Source organism: Variovorax sp. ISS6 (assembly GCF_056523145.1).
Genome location: NZ_JAWRZC010000001.1, coordinates 2,330,902 through 2,345,253 on the forward strand (window position 1 = coordinate 2,330,902; position 14,352 = coordinate 2,345,253).

13 protein-coding genes are annotated in these 14,352 nt (G+C 68.5%); 8 read left to right on the plus strand and 5 right to left on the minus strand.

From position 1 onward, the window contains the following. Positions 1-171 precede the first annotated feature (171 nt). The gene (locus AC1HIL_RS10640) at positions 172-1,068 is read left to right on the plus strand and encodes a lysophospholipid acyltransferase family protein (protein WP_261209767.1); all 897 of its coding nucleotides are present in this window, start codon (positions 172-174) and stop codon (positions 1,066-1,068) included. Further along, complete coding sequence (locus AC1HIL_RS10645) at positions 1,065-1,949, plus strand: LpxL/LpxP family acyltransferase (RefSeq protein ID WP_296741162.1); 885 nt, start codon at positions 1,065-1,067, stop codon at positions 1,947-1,949. The genes AC1HIL_RS10640 and AC1HIL_RS10645 overlap by 4 nt, the downstream gene beginning before the upstream one ends. Here AC1HIL_RS10645 and AC1HIL_RS10650 read toward each other — a convergent pair. Further along, positions 1,939-2,847 (minus strand): alpha/beta fold hydrolase, encoded by a 909-nt coding sequence (locus AC1HIL_RS10650; RefSeq protein WP_479671763.1) that lies wholly within the window; start codon positions 2,845-2,847, stop codon positions 1,939-1,941. The genes AC1HIL_RS10645 and AC1HIL_RS10650 overlap by 11 nt on opposite strands. A gap of 74 nt (positions 2,848-2,921) precedes the next feature. Next, positions 2,922-3,653, minus strand: coding sequence for a ribosome biogenesis GTP-binding protein YihA/YsxC (gene yihA, locus AC1HIL_RS10655; RefSeq protein ID WP_261209772.1), 732 nt, complete (start codon positions 3,651-3,653; stop codon positions 2,922-2,924). Positions 3,654-3,724: 71 nt separating this feature from the next. Between yihA and AC1HIL_RS10660 the strand changes: the two genes are divergently transcribed. From AC1HIL_RS10660 to AC1HIL_RS10680, 5 genes are all read left to right on the plus strand, one after another. Further along, a complete protein-coding gene (locus AC1HIL_RS10660) occupies positions 3,725-4,408 on the plus strand; it encodes a c-type cytochrome (RefSeq protein ID WP_261209774.1) in 684 nt (227 codons plus the stop codon). A gap of 132 nt (positions 4,409-4,540) precedes the next feature. Further along, a complete protein-coding gene (locus tag AC1HIL_RS10665) occupies positions 4,541-6,715 on the plus strand; it encodes a cytochrome c biogenesis protein ResB (protein WP_261209776.1) in 2,175 nt (724 codons plus the stop codon). Then, a complete protein-coding gene (gene ccsB / locus AC1HIL_RS10670) occupies positions 6,712-8,028 on the plus strand; it encodes a c-type cytochrome biogenesis protein CcsB (protein ID WP_479671764.1) in 1,317 nt (438 codons plus the stop codon). The genes AC1HIL_RS10665 and ccsB overlap by 4 nt, the downstream gene beginning before the upstream one ends. A 118-nt stretch (positions 8,029-8,146) precedes the next feature. Then, complete coding sequence (gene msrP, locus AC1HIL_RS10675; RefSeq protein WP_261209780.1) at positions 8,147-9,157, plus strand: protein-methionine-sulfoxide reductase catalytic subunit MsrP; 1,011 nt, start codon at positions 8,147-8,149, stop codon at positions 9,155-9,157. A gap of 46 nt (positions 9,158-9,203) precedes the next feature. Further along, positions 9,204-9,854 carry a protein-methionine-sulfoxide reductase heme-binding subunit MsrQ gene (locus AC1HIL_RS10680; protein ID WP_479671765.1) on the plus strand — a complete coding sequence of 217 codons (651 nt, stop codon included), beginning with the start codon at positions 9,204-9,206 and terminating at the stop codon, positions 9,852-9,854. Positions 9,855-9,866: 12 nt separating this feature from the next. On the opposite strand, the gene lysA is transcribed toward AC1HIL_RS10680, so the two are convergent. Together lysA and lptM are read right to left on the minus strand one after the other, a co-directional pair. Then, positions 9,867-11,150, minus strand: a complete 1,284-nt coding sequence (gene lysA, locus AC1HIL_RS10685; RefSeq protein WP_296741181.1) for a diaminopimelate decarboxylase — start codon at positions 11,148-11,150, stop codon at positions 9,867-9,869. Further along, positions 11,147-11,362 carry an LPS translocon maturation chaperone LptM gene (gene lptM, locus AC1HIL_RS10690; protein WP_366929015.1) on the minus strand — a complete coding sequence of 72 codons (216 nt, stop codon included), beginning with the start codon at positions 11,360-11,362 and terminating at the stop codon, positions 11,147-11,149. The genes lysA and lptM overlap by 4 nt, the downstream gene beginning before the upstream one ends. Before the next feature lie 63 nt (positions 11,363-11,425). Between lptM and cyaY the strand changes: the two genes are divergently transcribed. Beyond that, a complete protein-coding gene (cyaY, locus tag AC1HIL_RS10695) occupies positions 11,426-11,758 on the plus strand; it encodes an iron donor protein CyaY (protein WP_261209787.1) in 333 nt (110 codons plus the stop codon). Between the two features lie 16 nt (positions 11,759-11,774). Here cyaY and AC1HIL_RS10700 read toward each other — a convergent pair whose 3' ends face one another. Next, positions 11,775-14,198 carry a penicillin-binding protein 1A gene (locus tag AC1HIL_RS10700; protein ID WP_261209789.1) on the minus strand — a complete coding sequence of 808 codons (2,424 nt, stop codon included), beginning with the start codon at positions 14,196-14,198 and terminating at the stop codon, positions 11,775-11,777. Positions 14,199-14,352: the final 154 nt, after the last annotated feature.

Below are 14,352 nucleotides of genomic sequence, written 5' to 3' on the forward strand. Positions count from 1 at the left end.
CCTGGCGAACGCTTTAGCAGATTGCCGATGAGCCATCGGCGGGCACAATCGCCATGCGGCGCCTGTGCTTGTCGCCCTGCAAGTTGTTCCGTAACTCGGCGACAATTTCGATTCTATTCGAGCCGCGCCAAACCGTGCGCGCGCGTCCTTGACCCCATTCCCGACCTGTCCATGATCGCTCTCTTCCGATTGCTCGCCCGCGTACCGATGCCCGTGATGCATTGGTTCGGCGCGGGGCTCGGATGGCTGGTATGGGCCCTCGCGCCCGGCTACCGAAGGCGCTTCCGGGCCAATGCGCAGAGCGCGGGCTTCGGGCCCGGCGCCTATCGCCCGGCCATCGCCGCGGCCGGCAAGATGGCCTCCGAGCTGCCCTGGTTGTGGCTGCGTCCCCATGGCGAGACGGTGCTGCCGCGCGTGCTGCGCTGGGAGGGCGTCGAGGCCTTCGAGGCCGCGCTGCAGGCGAAGAAGGGCGTGATCCTGGTCGCGCCCCACCTGGGCAGCTGGGAGATGTGCGGCCAGGCGATCGGCGAACGCTTCCACGAGCGTTACGGACCCATCACCGCGCTGTTCCGTCCCGCGCGCAAGAAGTGGATGGCCGAGTTGATCGCCGCCGGCTCGCGCGACCGGCCCGGGCTGCAGACCCTGCCGACCAGCATCACCGGCGTGCGCGGCCTGATGCGCACGCTGCGCAACGGCGGCTACACCGGCATCCTGCCCGACCAGGTGCCGCCGCTGGGGCAGGGCGTGTGGGCGCCGTTCCTCGGCCGGCCCGCCTACACCATGAGCCTGCTGCCGCGGCTCGCGCAGCAGACCGGCGCGGCCTGCTTCCTCAGCGTGTGCGAGCGGCTGCCGCGCGGCGCGGGCTACGTGATCCGCTTCGAGCCGATCGTGGGCACCGCGCTGACCGATCCGAAGGCGCCGCTCGAGGACGCGGCCGCCGCGATGAACGAGGCCATCGGCCGGCTGATCCGCAGCCTGCCGGGCCAGTACGTGTGGGACTACGCGCGCTACAAGCAGCCGAAGGCCGATGCGCCCGAGATGGCCGAAGTCGGGGGGGCGGCACGATGAGCCTGGGTTCCCGTCTGGGCATCGGCTTCATGCGCGCGATCGCGCCGCTGCCGCTGCCGCTGGTGCGCGGCTTCGGCGCCTTCCTGGGCCGCGTGCTGCACACGCTCGCGCTGCCGCGCCGGCGCGTGGTCGACACCAACCTCGCGGTCTGCTTCCCCGAGAAGTCCGAGGCCGAGCGGCGCGCGATCGCGAAGCAGAGCTTCGTCTACGTGGCGCAGTCGTGGCTCGACCGCAGCTGGCTCTGGCATGCGCCCGAGAAGGTGGTGGCGAGCCGGCTGAAGATCGTGGGCGCGGCGCCGGAGATCCGCGAGATCGCCGAGGGCAGCGCGCCCATGATCCTGTTCGCGCCGCACTTCTACGGCCTCGACGCCGCGGCCACCGCGCTCACGATGCACACGGCGCGGCCCTCGGCCACCATCTACACGACCCAGCGCGATCCGATGGTCGATGCCTGGATCCGCGAGGGCCGCACGCGCTTCGGCGACGTGGCGGCGCTCAACCGGGTCGACGGCATCAAGCCGGTGCTCGCGGGGCTGCGCAAGGGCGGGCTCCTGTACCTGCTGCCCGACATGGACTTCGGCCGCGACCAGACCATCTTCGTGCCCTTCTACGGCGTGCAGGCGGCCACCGTGCCCTCGCTCTCGCGCTTCGCGCGGCTGGGCAAGGCGAAGGTGGTGCCGATCGTCGCGAAGCTCACGCGCGGCGGCTACGAGATCGAGGTGCTCGAGACCTGGCGGAACTTCCCGACCGACGACGTCGAGGCCGACACCGCGCTGATGAACACGCGGCTGCAGGGCTACATCGATCCGATGCCGGCCCAGTACTACTGGGTGCACCGGCGCTTCAAGACCCGCCCCGAGGGCGACCCTCCTATTTACTGAGGAAGGCCTCGATCTCGCCCGCCACGAGCCGCGGCTGCTCGTGCACGATCCAGTGGGTGGCGCCCGGCACCTTCTTGACCACCAGGTCGGGCACGTACTCGTCGAGCCCCTCGAGCAGGCCCGGCAGCAGCGCGGCATCGTCGAGCGCCCAGAACACGAAGGTCGGGACGTTCACCACCAGCCGCTCGCGCGGCAGCACCGGAATGCCGTCGACGGTCTGGCCCGGCAGCGGCGGCTTCATCGGCGTCACGCGGTAGAGGTTGCAGGCACCGGTGAGGCCCGCGCTCCAGACCTCGCGGTACTGCTGCTTCACTTCCTCGGTGAGCCAGCCGAAGCCGTCGGGGCCGGCCTTCATCAGCAGGAAGAAGGGCCACATGCGCTTGAAGTCGTCGGCCGCGAGCAGGGCCTCGGCATCGGGCCGCGCGAGGAAGTTCATGTAGGCGCTGGCCTGCTGCTGCGCCGGGCTGTTGCGCAGCTCGCGCGTGAAGGTGCCGGGGTGCGGCGAGTTGAGGATCACCAGCTTGCCGACCTGCTGCGGGAAGGCGTTGGCATAGCCCCAGCCGAAGGCGCCGCCCCAGTCGTGCGCGACCAGCGCGGCCATGGTGCCGTCCTTGCTCTCGGTGGCCACCAGTTGCTGGATGTCCTGGATCAGCAGGTGCGCCTTGTATTCGGCCACGTCGGTGGGCGCGCTCGACTTCTCGAAGCCGCGCAGGTTCGGTGCGACGCAGCGGTAGCCGCCATGCGCGGGATCGGCGAAATGGGCGAGCAGTTCGTCCCAGATGAACGCGGCCTCGGGAAAGCCGTGCAGGAACACCATCAGCGGGCGGCCGGGTTCGCCGGCGGCGCGGCAGCTCAGGGTGGTGCCGTTGGGCAGGCTGCGTTGGAAGGTCTCGATCATACGTCTGTCTCCTCTTTGCTATCGTTTCAATAGTGAATCAGGCAGAAGGGACGGCCGCTGCAGCCGGGTCTGCCTCAGGACTCTTCGGGCGGCTCGGGCTCGGCGGCTGGCTCGTCCGTATGGACCCAGCGCGACAGCAGCTCCGCCGCTTCGCCCACGCCCTGCTTCTTCAGCGCCGAGAACAGTTTGACCTCGCCGCCGCCGGCCTGCAGTCGCACGATGGACAGCACCTTCGCGCCCTCGGAGCGCGTGAGCTTGTCGGCCTTGGTCAGCAGCACCAGGAACTTGAGGCCCTGCTCGACGCGCGGGCGGATCACCTCGAGCAGGATCTCGTCGAGCTCGGTCAGGCCGTGGCGCGGATCGCACATCAGCACCACGCCGCGCAGGTTCTCGCGCGTCATCAGGTAGTTGCCCATCACGCGCTGCCAGCGCAGCTTGGCCTCGCGCGGCACGGCCGCGTAGCCGTAGCCGGGCAGGTCGGCGAGCACCGCGTCGTCGACCTTCTGCCGGCCGATGCCGAACAGGTTGATGTGCTGCGTGCGCCCGGGCGTCTTCGAGGCGAAGGCCAGCCGCGTCTGCTGCGTGAGCGTGTTGATGGCGGTGGACTTGCCGGCGTTGGAGCGGCCGACGAAGGCGATCTCGGGCAGGTCGAAGGGCGGCAGGTGCTCGAGCTGCGGGGCACTGGTCAGGAAGTGCGCGGTGTGCAGCCAGCCCAGCGCGGCACGTTCGCGTTCGGCGGTCTGGGGGTCTTGGGCGGGGGCCGCGCGGGAAGGAAATGCGGTGCTCTTGCGCGACGGCGTGGTCATCAATGGGCTTTCGGAACGGGGCGCCATTGTAGAATCGCGGGGTTTTGCGCCAATAAATTCGAGCCCCCGATATGAAGTTGTTTGCCAATTTTCTGCTTGCGGCCCTCGTGGGGATCGCTGGTACCGCAGTCAGCACTGGTGCTTTTGCCGAGGAGACGGCAGCCGCACCGACCACACCGGTCAAGGCCAAGCCCGACCCGGCCAAGGGCGACACCATCTTCAATGCCACCCCGGCCAACAGCCAGAGCTGCGCCTCCTGCCACAACGCGGACGGCAACTCGGCGATCCCGGCCAACCCCAAGCTGGCGCAGCAGCACCCCGAATACATCCTCAAGCAGCTCGAGGACTTCAAGTCCGGCAAGCGCAAGAGCGCGATCATGAAGCCGCTGGCCTCGGCGCTGTCCGAGGAGGACATGCGCAACATCGCCTGGTTCGTCGGCTCCAAGAAGATCAAGCCCGGCTTCTCGAAGGACAAGGACACGATCGCCCTGGGCGAGCGGATCTACCGCGGCGGCATCGCCGACCGCCAGATCCCGGCCTGCGCCGGCTGCCACAGCCCGAACGGCGCCGGCATGCCCGCGCAGTACCCGCGCCTGGGCGGCCAGCACGCCGACTACACGGCGGCCCAGCTCACGGCCTTCCGCGGCGACGGCACCACGGTGCGTGCCAACAACGCCGTGATGACCGGCGTGGCCGCCAAGCTCAACGACCGCGAAATCAAGGCCGTGGCCGACTACATCGCCGGTCTGCGTTGATCCCGCACGCGCGAGCGTGAACTAACCGCCGAGAACAACCCCAAAACAGGGCGGGCCGATCCAGCAGGATGGCCCGCCCTTTTGCGTTTCGCTTCTTCCGGACGCCTTTTCTTCTCTCTTCTCTAGCAACCGATGTCAGTTTCCACTCACGGCCTTCGCGTCCATCGCGGCCCGCAAGCGCTTCGCGCGGCGGTGGAACTGCTGTCGTCGATGCGCTTCGCGATCGCGCTGCTCACGATCATCTGCATCGCCTCGATCATCGGCACCGTGCTCAAGCAGCACGAGCCGATCAACAACTACATCAACCAGTTCGGGCCGTTCTGGGCCGAGGTGTTCCGCGCCGCGCGGCTCGACTCGATCTACAGCGCCTGGTGGTTCCTGCTGATCCTGCTGTTCCTGGTGATCAGCACCACGCTGTGCATCGTGCGCAACACGCCGCGCATCGTGGTCGAGCTGCGCACCTTCAAGGAAGACATCCGCACCCAGAGCCTCAAGGCCTTCGGCCAGCGCGCGCAGACGCAGCTCGGCGAAACGCCCGACATGGCGGCCAACCGCATCGGCCAGCTGCTCGTGAGCGGCGGCTGGAAGGTCAAGCTGCAGCAGCGCGAAGCCACGGGCGACGGCAAGACGCCGGCCGGCTGGATGGTCGCCGCGCGAGCCGGCGGCGCCCACAAGCTCGGCTACATCGCGGCGCACAGCGCGATCGTGCTGGTGTGCATCGGCGGCCTGCTCGACGGCGACCTGGTGGTGCGCGCGCAGACCTGGTTCAACGGCAAGAGCGTGTTCACCGGCGGCGGCATGATCGCCGACGTGCCGCCGCAGCACCGGCTCTCGGCCAGCAACCCGACCTTCCGCGGCAACATCCTGGTGCCCGAGGGCGGTCAGGGCAGCGTGGCGATCCTCAACCAGGCCGACGGCGTGCTGCTGCAGGAGCTGCCGTTCTCGATCGAGCTCAAGAAATTCATCGTCGACTACTACTCGACCGGCATGCCCAAGCTGTTCGCGAGCGAGGTGGTGCTGCACGACCGCGAGACCGGCGAGCAGGTGCCCGCGCGCATCGAGGTCAACCACCCGGCCAGCTACAAGGGCGTGGAGATCTACCAGTCGAGCTTCGACGACGGCGGCTCGACGGTGAAGCTCAAGGCGGTGCCGATGGCGGCCGCGGCCAAGCCCTTCGAGGTCGAGGGCGTGATCGGCGGACCGAGCAGCGAGATCACCAACGGCAAGGAGAAGCTGACGCTGGAGTTCGCCGCGCTGCGCGTGATCAACGTCGAGAACTTCGCCGACGGCGGCGCCATGGGCAGCGGCGCCGACGTGCGCAAGGTCGACCTGCGCCACGACATCGAGTCGCGCCTGGGCGCGGCCAACAAGACCAACAAGCCCAAGGTGCTGCGCAACATCGGCCCGAGCATCGGCTACAAGCTGCGCGACGCGGCCGGCCAGGCGCGCGAGTACCAGAACTACATGGTGCCGGTCGACACCGGCGACGGCCAGCCGGTGTTCCTGCTGGGCATGCGCGAGAAGCCCGAGGAGCCGTTCCGCTACCTGCGCGTGCCGGCCGACGAGCAGGGCTCGATGGACGGCTTCGTGCGCATGCGCGCCGCGCTCGAGGACCCGGCCACGCGCGCGCGCGCCATCGAGCGCTACATCGCCAAGGCCAGCGATCCGAAGCGCCCCGAGATGGCCGACCAGCTGCGCGTGTCGGCCACGCGCGCGCTGGCGCTGTTCGCGGGCAGCGAGCCCGCGCGCGCCGATGCCGCTTCCGCGGGCGGCTGGCAGGCGATCGCCGAGTTCATGGAGAGCAACGTGCCCGAGGCCGAGCGCGAGCGCGCGGGCGCGGTGCTGGTGCGCATCCTCAACGACGTGCTGTACGAGGTGCTGAACCTCAGCCGCGAAGGCGCGGGCCTCGCGGCGCTGCCGGGCGACGAGAAGTCGCAGGCCTTCCTCACGCAGGCGGTGATCGCGCTGAGCGACGCCCACTTCTACCCGGCCCCGGTCGCGATGATGATGACCGACTTCACCCAGGTGCAGGCCAGCGTGTTCCAGGTGGCGCGCGCCCCTGGCAAGAACGTCGTCTATCTGGGCTGTCTGTTGCTGATCGTCGGGATTTTTGCCATGCTGTACGTGCGCGAGCGTCGGCTCTGGGTGTGGCTGACACCCGCCGGCGCCGCCGGAGACAACACCACCGAGACCGCCGCGACGATGGCGTTCTCGGTCAATCGCAAGACCATCGACAGCGATCGGGAGTTCGAGCACCTCAAGCACAAGCTGCTCGCCCTGAAGAAAGAAGAGCCCGCCTCACCATGAACACCACCACCCTCACGCTCAACGAAAGCTGGCTCTCGCGGCGCAACCTGTTCGACTGGGTGTTCGCGGCGCTGGTGCTCGCGGGCGGCCTGTTCGCCTTCGCGCGCCATGCGGGGTCGATGGATTCCTACGAGAAGCCGATCCTGGTGGGCGCGCTGGTCTGCGTGATCGCCATGGGCTGGTTCTGGCGTCCGCTGCGGGTGCTGGCGATCGTGGTCGCGGCAGCCTCGCTGCTGGCCATCGCGTCCTACCAGGGCGACCTGGCGCGGGCCGACACCGTGTTCTGGCTCAAGTACTTCCTCTCGAGCCAGTCGGCCATCCTCTGGATGAGCGTGCTGTTCTTCATGAGCACGCTGTTCTACTGGCTGGGCTTCTTCGTCGGCAAGCAGGGCGACGCGCTCGAGGCGATCGGCTCGCGGCTGGCCTGGGCCGCCATCACCATGGCGCTGATCGGCACCATGGTGCGCTGGTACGAAAGCCACCAGCTCGGCCCCGACATCGGCCACATCCCGGTCAGCAACCTCTACGAGGTGTTCGTGCTGTTCTGCTGGCTCACGGCCGCGTTCTACCTCTACTACGAGGAGCACTACCGCACGCGCGCCCTCGGCGCCTTCGTGATGCTGGTGGTCAGCGCGGCGGTCGGCTTCCTGCTCTGGTACACGCTGGTGCGCCAGGCGCACGAGATCCAGCCGCTGGTGCCCGCGTTGCAGAGCTGGTGGATGAAGCTGCACGTGCCCGCCAACTTCATCGGCTACGGCACTTTCTCGCTCGCGGCCATGGTGGCCTTCGCCTACCTGGTGAAGGAGCAGGCGGGCGAGACCCGCTGGTACAAGCTCACGCCGATCTGGCTGCTGGGCATGGCGCTGTGCTTCGTGCCGGTGGCGTTCCGCCAGCGCGTGCAGGAAGCCGGCGGCAGCTACTGGGTGGCCTATGCGGCGATCTCGGCGCTGATCGCGGCCGGCATCCTGCTGGGGCGCAAGCGCATCGCGGCGCGCCTGCCGGCCAACGAGGTGCTCGACGACGTCATGTACAAGTCGATCGCGGTCGGCTTCGCCTTCTTCACCATCGCCACCGTGCTGGGCGCGCTGTGGGCCGCCGATGCCTGGGGCGGCTACTGGAGCTGGGACCCGAAGGAGACCTGGGCGCTGATCGTCTGGCTCAACTACGCGGCCTGGCTGCACATGCGCCTGGTCAAGGGCCTGCGCGGCACCGTGGCGGCCTGGTGGGCGCTCGCGGGGCTGGCGGTCACGACCTTCGCCTTCCTCGGCGTCAACATGTTCCTGAGCGGCCTGCACAGCTACGGCACGCTGTAGACACGCGCGAACGGGCTTTCGCGAAGAATTGAAACCGCGCGCCCCGCGTGCGCGTAACCGAATCGGGGGTGGCCACGAACTACCTTCCGAACACAAAGATTCCAGCGAAAGGCCCGTCATGTCGTTCCATTCCCGTCCGTCGCGCCGCAACAGCGGCTTCATCCATCCGCGCTCCAGCGAGATCACGCCGCGCGCCCTCTACGAAGGGCGGCGCGACCTGCTCAAGCTGATGGCGGGCGGCGCGGCCGGTGCCGCGCTGGCCTCCTTCGCGGGCCGCGAGGCGCTGGCGCAGACGGCGCGGCCGAACAAGCTCGAGGCGCTGCCGGGCGCGAAATCCGCAGTGCCCGGTGCGCAGACGATGGAGAAGCTCACCGACTACAAGGACGCGACGAGCTACAACAACTTCTACGAGTTCGGCACCGACAAGGGCGACCCGGTCAAGAACGCCGGCACGCTCAAGACCCGGCCCTGGAGCGTCGAGGTCGAGGGGCTGGTGAAGAAGCCCGGCAAGTACACGATCGAGGACCTGCTCAAGCTCAGCGCGCAGGAAGAGCGCATCTACCGGCTGCGCTGCGTCGAGGGCTGGTCGATGGTGATCCCGTGGGTCGGCTATTCGCTGGCCGAACTCATCAAGAAGGTCGAGCCGCAGGGCAACGCCAGGTTCATCGAGTTCGTGACCCTGGCCGATCCCAAGACCATGCCCTTCGTCGGCTCGCGCGTGCTCGACTGGCCCTACACCGAGGGCCTGCGCATGGACGAGGCGATGCACCCGCTCACGCTGCTGGCCTTCGGCATGTACGGCGAGGTGCTGCCGAACCAGAACGGCGCGCCGGTGCGGCTCGTGGTGCCGTGGAAGTACGGCTTCAAGTCGGCCAAGTCGATCGTGAAGATCCGCTTCGTCGAGAAGGAGCCGAGCACGGCCTGGAACAAGGCGGCGGCGCAGGAGTACGGCTTCTATTCGAACGTGAACCCGAACGTCGACCATCCGCGCTGGAGTCAGGCGACCGAGCGCCGCATCGGCGACGGCGGCGGCCTGTTCGCCAAGCGCAACAAGACGCTGCTGTTCAACGGCTACGAAGCACAGGTCGGCCAGCTCTATGCGGGCATGGACCTGAAGAAGAACTACTGAGGCGGGCGCGCACCCCCGCAACCCGCGGGGGCGCGACCCGGACGCCATGAACAAGCTGCTGCTGCATCCCGCCGCCAAGCCCTTCGTCTTCGTGCTGTGCCTGCTGCCGTTCGCGTGGCTGGCCTACGGCGTGGTGGTCGACCAGCTGGGCCCCAATCCCCAGGAGTACCTGATCCGCGCGACCGGCGACTGGACCCTGCGCTTCCTGTGCATCGTGCTGGCGGTCACGCCGCTGCGCGTGACGACGAAGTGGAACGGCCTCGCGCGCTTCCGGCGCATGCTGGGTCTCTACGCCTACTTCTACGTCGTGCTGCACCTGCTGTGCTACGCGTGGTTCGACATGGGGTTCGACTGGGGCGAGATCGCGAAGGACATCGCCAAGCGGCCGTTCATCCTCGTGGGCTTCTCGGCCTTCGTGCTGCTGACGCCGCTGGCGCTGACCTCGTTCAACCGCGCGATCAAGGCCATGGGCGCGAAGCGCTGGCAGCTGCTGCACAAGCTGGTCTACCTGATCGCGGGGCTGGGCCTGCTGCACTTCTTCTGGATGCGCGCGGGCAAGAACAACTTCGCCGAGGTGTTCGTCTACGCGGCGATCATCGGCGTGCTGCTGGCGTGGCGTGCCTGGCGCTGGCTGCGCGGCCGCAAGGCCGGCGTGCCGGCGGCGCAAGCCGGCGCGCGGGCGCGGCCGTCGAACTAGCCGCGGCCCGGTTCAGCCCCTGGCAGCCTGCAGCTCGGCCTGCAGCTGGTCTTCCATCGTCTCGCGCCGGCGGATCAGCGTGGCCGCCGCGCCGCTCACGAGCACCTCGGCCGCGCGCGCGCGGGTGTTGTAGTTGCTCGCCATGCTCATGCAATAGGCGCCGGCCGAGAGCACGCCCAGCAGGTCGCCGGCCACCACGTTGAGCTCGCGGTCGCGGCCGATCCAGTCGCCGCTTTCGCAGACCGGGCCCACCACGTCGTAGGTGGCGCCTGCGCCGGCGCGCTCGCGCAGCGGCACGATGCGGTGGAAGGCCTGGTACATCGCGGGACGCGGCAGGTCGTTCATGGCCGCGTCGACGATGCAGAAGTTCTTGTCCTCGCCGGGCTTGGTGTAGAGCACCTCGGTCAGGCACACGCCGGCATTGCCGACCAGTGAGCGGCCCGGCTCGATCACCAGCTTGCGCTGGCCGAAGCCGCGCGCGTCGAGCCGTGCGAGCAGCTGCTGCCACAGCGCATCGGCCTGCGGCGGCGTGTCGCCGTTGTAGTCGATGCCCAGGCCGCCGCCGAAGTCCAGGTGATGGATGGGAATGCCCGCGGCCTCGATCGCCTCGACCAGGTCGAGCACGCGCTCGACGGCGTCGAAGTAGGGCGAGGCGTCGGTGATCTGCGAGCCGATGTGGCAGTCGATGCCGACCACCTCGAGACCCGGCAGGCTGGCCGCATGGCGATAGGCCTGCACCGCGCGGTCGTGCGCGATGCCGAACTTGTTGCCCTTGAGGCCGGTGGAGATGTAGGGATGGGTCTTGGGGTCGACGTTGGGATTGATGCGGATGCTGATCGGCGCGCGCGCCTTCTCGGCCAGCGCGACCTCGTTGAGCACGTCGAGCTCGGCTTCGCTCTCGACGTTGAAGCAGGCGATGCCGGCCGCGAGCGCCTGGCGCATCTCGGCGCGGGTCTTGCCGACGCCCGAGAAGATGATCTTCTCCGGATCGGCGCCGACCGCGAGCACGCGCGCGAGTTCGCCGCCCGAGACGATGTCGAAGCCGCAGCCGGCCTCGGCGAACACGCGCAGCACGCCGAGCGAGGAGTTGGCCTTCATCGCGTAGCAGACCAGCGCGTCGCGGCCCTCGAAGCCGCGCTGGTAGGCGGCCAGGGCGTCGAGCATCCACTGCTTCGAGTAGACGAACAAGGGCGTGCCATGCTCGCGCGCGAGCGCGTCGAGCGACACGCCTTCGACCTGGAGCGCGCCGTCGCGCTGCGCGATGTGGGGATGGCCGGGCAGGGGAAGGGTGCTCATCGGGCGGCTCCGCTGCTGGCGGTGGCGGGCTTCGGCGCGGCCTGGCCGGCGCCGGAAGACGGCGTGGCATTGCTGGTGCCGCCGGGCATGCTGGGCGTCAGCAGGTCGGGCAGCGTGGCGCGTTGCGAGGCGGCCGGATCGGTCGGCAGATAGAGGGCACCGCGCTGTCCGCAGGCGGCCAGGCCGAGGGTGGCGGCGGCGAGGCAGACCATGAGCGCAGTGCGGCCGCGGGCGCTCACTAGAATTTGGTGGACATTCAACATAACGAAATTGTAATGACGGACTCCGAATACATGGACCGCGCCGAAGCCGCGCTGGCAGCGATCGAGCAGGGCTGCGATCGCATCAACGACGCCACGGACGCCGACATCGACAACCAGCGCGTGGGCGGCATGATCACGATTTCGTTTCCCAACGGCAGCCAGCTGATCGTGAACCTGCAGAAGCCGCTGCAGGAGATCTGGCTCGCGGCGCGCTCGGGCGGCTACCACTACCGCTTCGACGGCCGGGCCTGGATCGACACCAAGAGCGGCGAGGAGTTCTTCGGCAACCTCTCGCGCGAGGCGACGCTGCAGGCGGGACAGTCGCTGAGCTTCGCCGCGGGCTGAGGCCCGCGGCTCGGACTCAGTTGCGGAACAGGTCGAGGATGCGGCTGCGCTCCTCGGGCGGTGCCGGCGGACTCACCGGCGCGCCGCTCAGCGATTCGGCCGGCGCCGCCGGTGCCGTATCGACCCCCAGGCTGGCCACGCCGCGGCCCGGCGCATAGTCGTCGTAGTACCACTCGCCGCCCACGTTCACCACGCCGGAAGGCGGCGCCGTCGAGAGGTCGGTGACCGGCGTGCCCTTGATGGCGGTTTCCATGAAGTTGATCCAGATCGGCAGGCTCAGGCCGCCGCCGGTCTCGCGGTCGCCGAGGTTGCGAGGCGTGTCGTAGCCGATCCACGAGATCGCGGTCATGGTCGGCTGGAAGCCCGCGAACCAGGCATCGAGCGAGTCGTTGGTGGTGCCGGTCTTGCCGTAGAGGTCGGGCCGCTTGAGCATCGCCTGGGCCTTGGCCGCGGTGCCGGCGCGCGCCACCGACTGCAGCAGGCTGTCCATGATGAAGGCGTTGCGCTGCGGGATGGCGCGCAGCGCCTCGTTGAGCAGCGGCGGCTGCTTGTCGACCAGCAGCTTGTCCTTGTGGTCGGTGATGCGCGTCACGAGGTAGGGATTGACGCGGTAGCCGCCGTTGGCGAACACCGAATAGCCCACCGCCATCTGCATCGGCGTGACCGAGCCCGCGCCGAGCGCCATCGGCAGGTAGGCCGGGTGCTTCTCGCGCTCGAAGCCGAAGTTGGTGATCCAGTCCTGCGCGTAGCGCGTGCCGATCGACTGCAGGATGCGGATCGAGACCAGGTTCTTCGACTTCATCAGCGCGGTGCGCATCGACATCGGGCCGTCGTAGCCGCCGCCGTAGTTCTTGGGCTCCCAGGGCTGGCCGCCGGTGGTGCCGGCATCGAAGAACAGCGGGCCGTCGTTGATCACGGTGGCGGGCGTGAAGCCCTTCTCGAGCGCGGCCGAGTAGATGAAGGGCTTGAAGCTCGAACCGGGCTGGCGCCAGGCCTGGGTGACGTGGTTGAACTTGTTCTTGCCGAAGTCGAAGCCGCCGACCAGCGCCTTGATCGCGCCGTCGCGCGGGTCCATGGCGACGAAGGCGCCCTCGACCTCGGGCAGCTGGGTGATCTCCCAGGTGTTCTTGGGCGTCTTCACCACGCGGATCACCGCGCCGCGGCGGATCTTGATGTTGGGCGGTGCCTTGTCGGAAAGGCCCGACTGCGCGGGCTTGAGGCCTTCGCCCGTGATCTGCACCGCGTCGCCGTTGCCGCGCACCGCGTCGATCTGCTTGGCCGTGGCCTTGAGCACCACGGCGGCCATCACGTCGCCGTTGTCGGGATGGTCGCTGAGCGCGTCGTCCACCGCTTCGTCGAGATCCTTGGCGTCGTTCGGCAGCTCGACGAACTTCTCGGGGCCGCGGTAGATCTGGCGGCGCTCGTAATCCATGATGCCCTTGCGCAGCGCCTTGTAGGCGGCGGCCTGGTCGGCCGCCACGAGCGAGGTGTAGACCTTGAGGCCGCGCGTGTAGGTGCTGTCGCCGTACTGCGCGTACATCAGTTGGCGCACCGTCTCGGCCACGTACTCGGCATGCAGCCGGTTCGGGTCGGCGGCATCGCGCAGGTGCAGTTCTTCCTTCTTGGCGGCCGCGGCCTGCTCGGCGGTGATGAAGCCTGCTTCCTGCATGCGGTCGATCACGTAGAACTGCCGGCCGCGCGCGCGCTGCGGGTTGTTCACCGGGTTGTTCGCGCCGGGTGCCTTGGGCAGGCCGGCCAGCATCGCGGCCTGGGCGATGGTGAGCTCGGACAGCGGCTTGCCGAAGTAGGCCTCGGAGGCGGCGGCGAAGCCGTAGGCGCGGTTGCCGAGGTAGATCTGGTTCAGGTAGATCTCGAAGATCTGGTCCTTGCTCAGCAGGTGCTCGAGCTTGAAGGTCAGCAACACCTCGTAGATCTTGCGCGTGAGCGTCTTCTCGGAGCTCAGGTAGACGTTGCGCGCCACCTGCATGGTGATGGTGGAGGCGCCCTGGCTCTTCACGCGGTTCATGTTCGCGAGGCCGGCGCGGATCATGCCCTTGTAGTCGACGCCGCCATGGTCGTAGAAGCGCGCGTCCTCGGCGGCCAGCACGGCGTCCTTCACCACCTTGGGAATGGCGGAGATCGGCGTCAGGTTGCGGCGCTCCTCGCCGAATTCGCCGATCTGGATGCCTTCGGCCGAGAACACGCGCAGCGGCAGCTTGGGCCGGTAGTCGGAGAGCTCGGAGATGTCGGGCAGGTTCGGATAGGCGACCGCCAGCGCCACCGCGACCACGCAGATCACCGACAGCACGCCGGCCGCGGCGATGCCCAGGCCCCAGAACACGAAGCGCAGCAGCCATTTGAGCCAGGCGGGCCGGGTGGAGGCGGGTGGGGTGTTGGCTGGGCGCTTGGAGTTTGGCGTTGGCCGTGTGTTTTCTTGCATGGAGGGCCCGAGAGTCACCGCGCATTATAAAAAGCCACCCCCTCGGCGGGCCCTCTTGTTTGCCAGGGTCCCAAGTCCTAATCCGAAAGTTACAAAGCGAGGCTTTAACGTCAGGTTTTGGCAACGATCGGACCTGCCGTCCCGATGCGCCCCT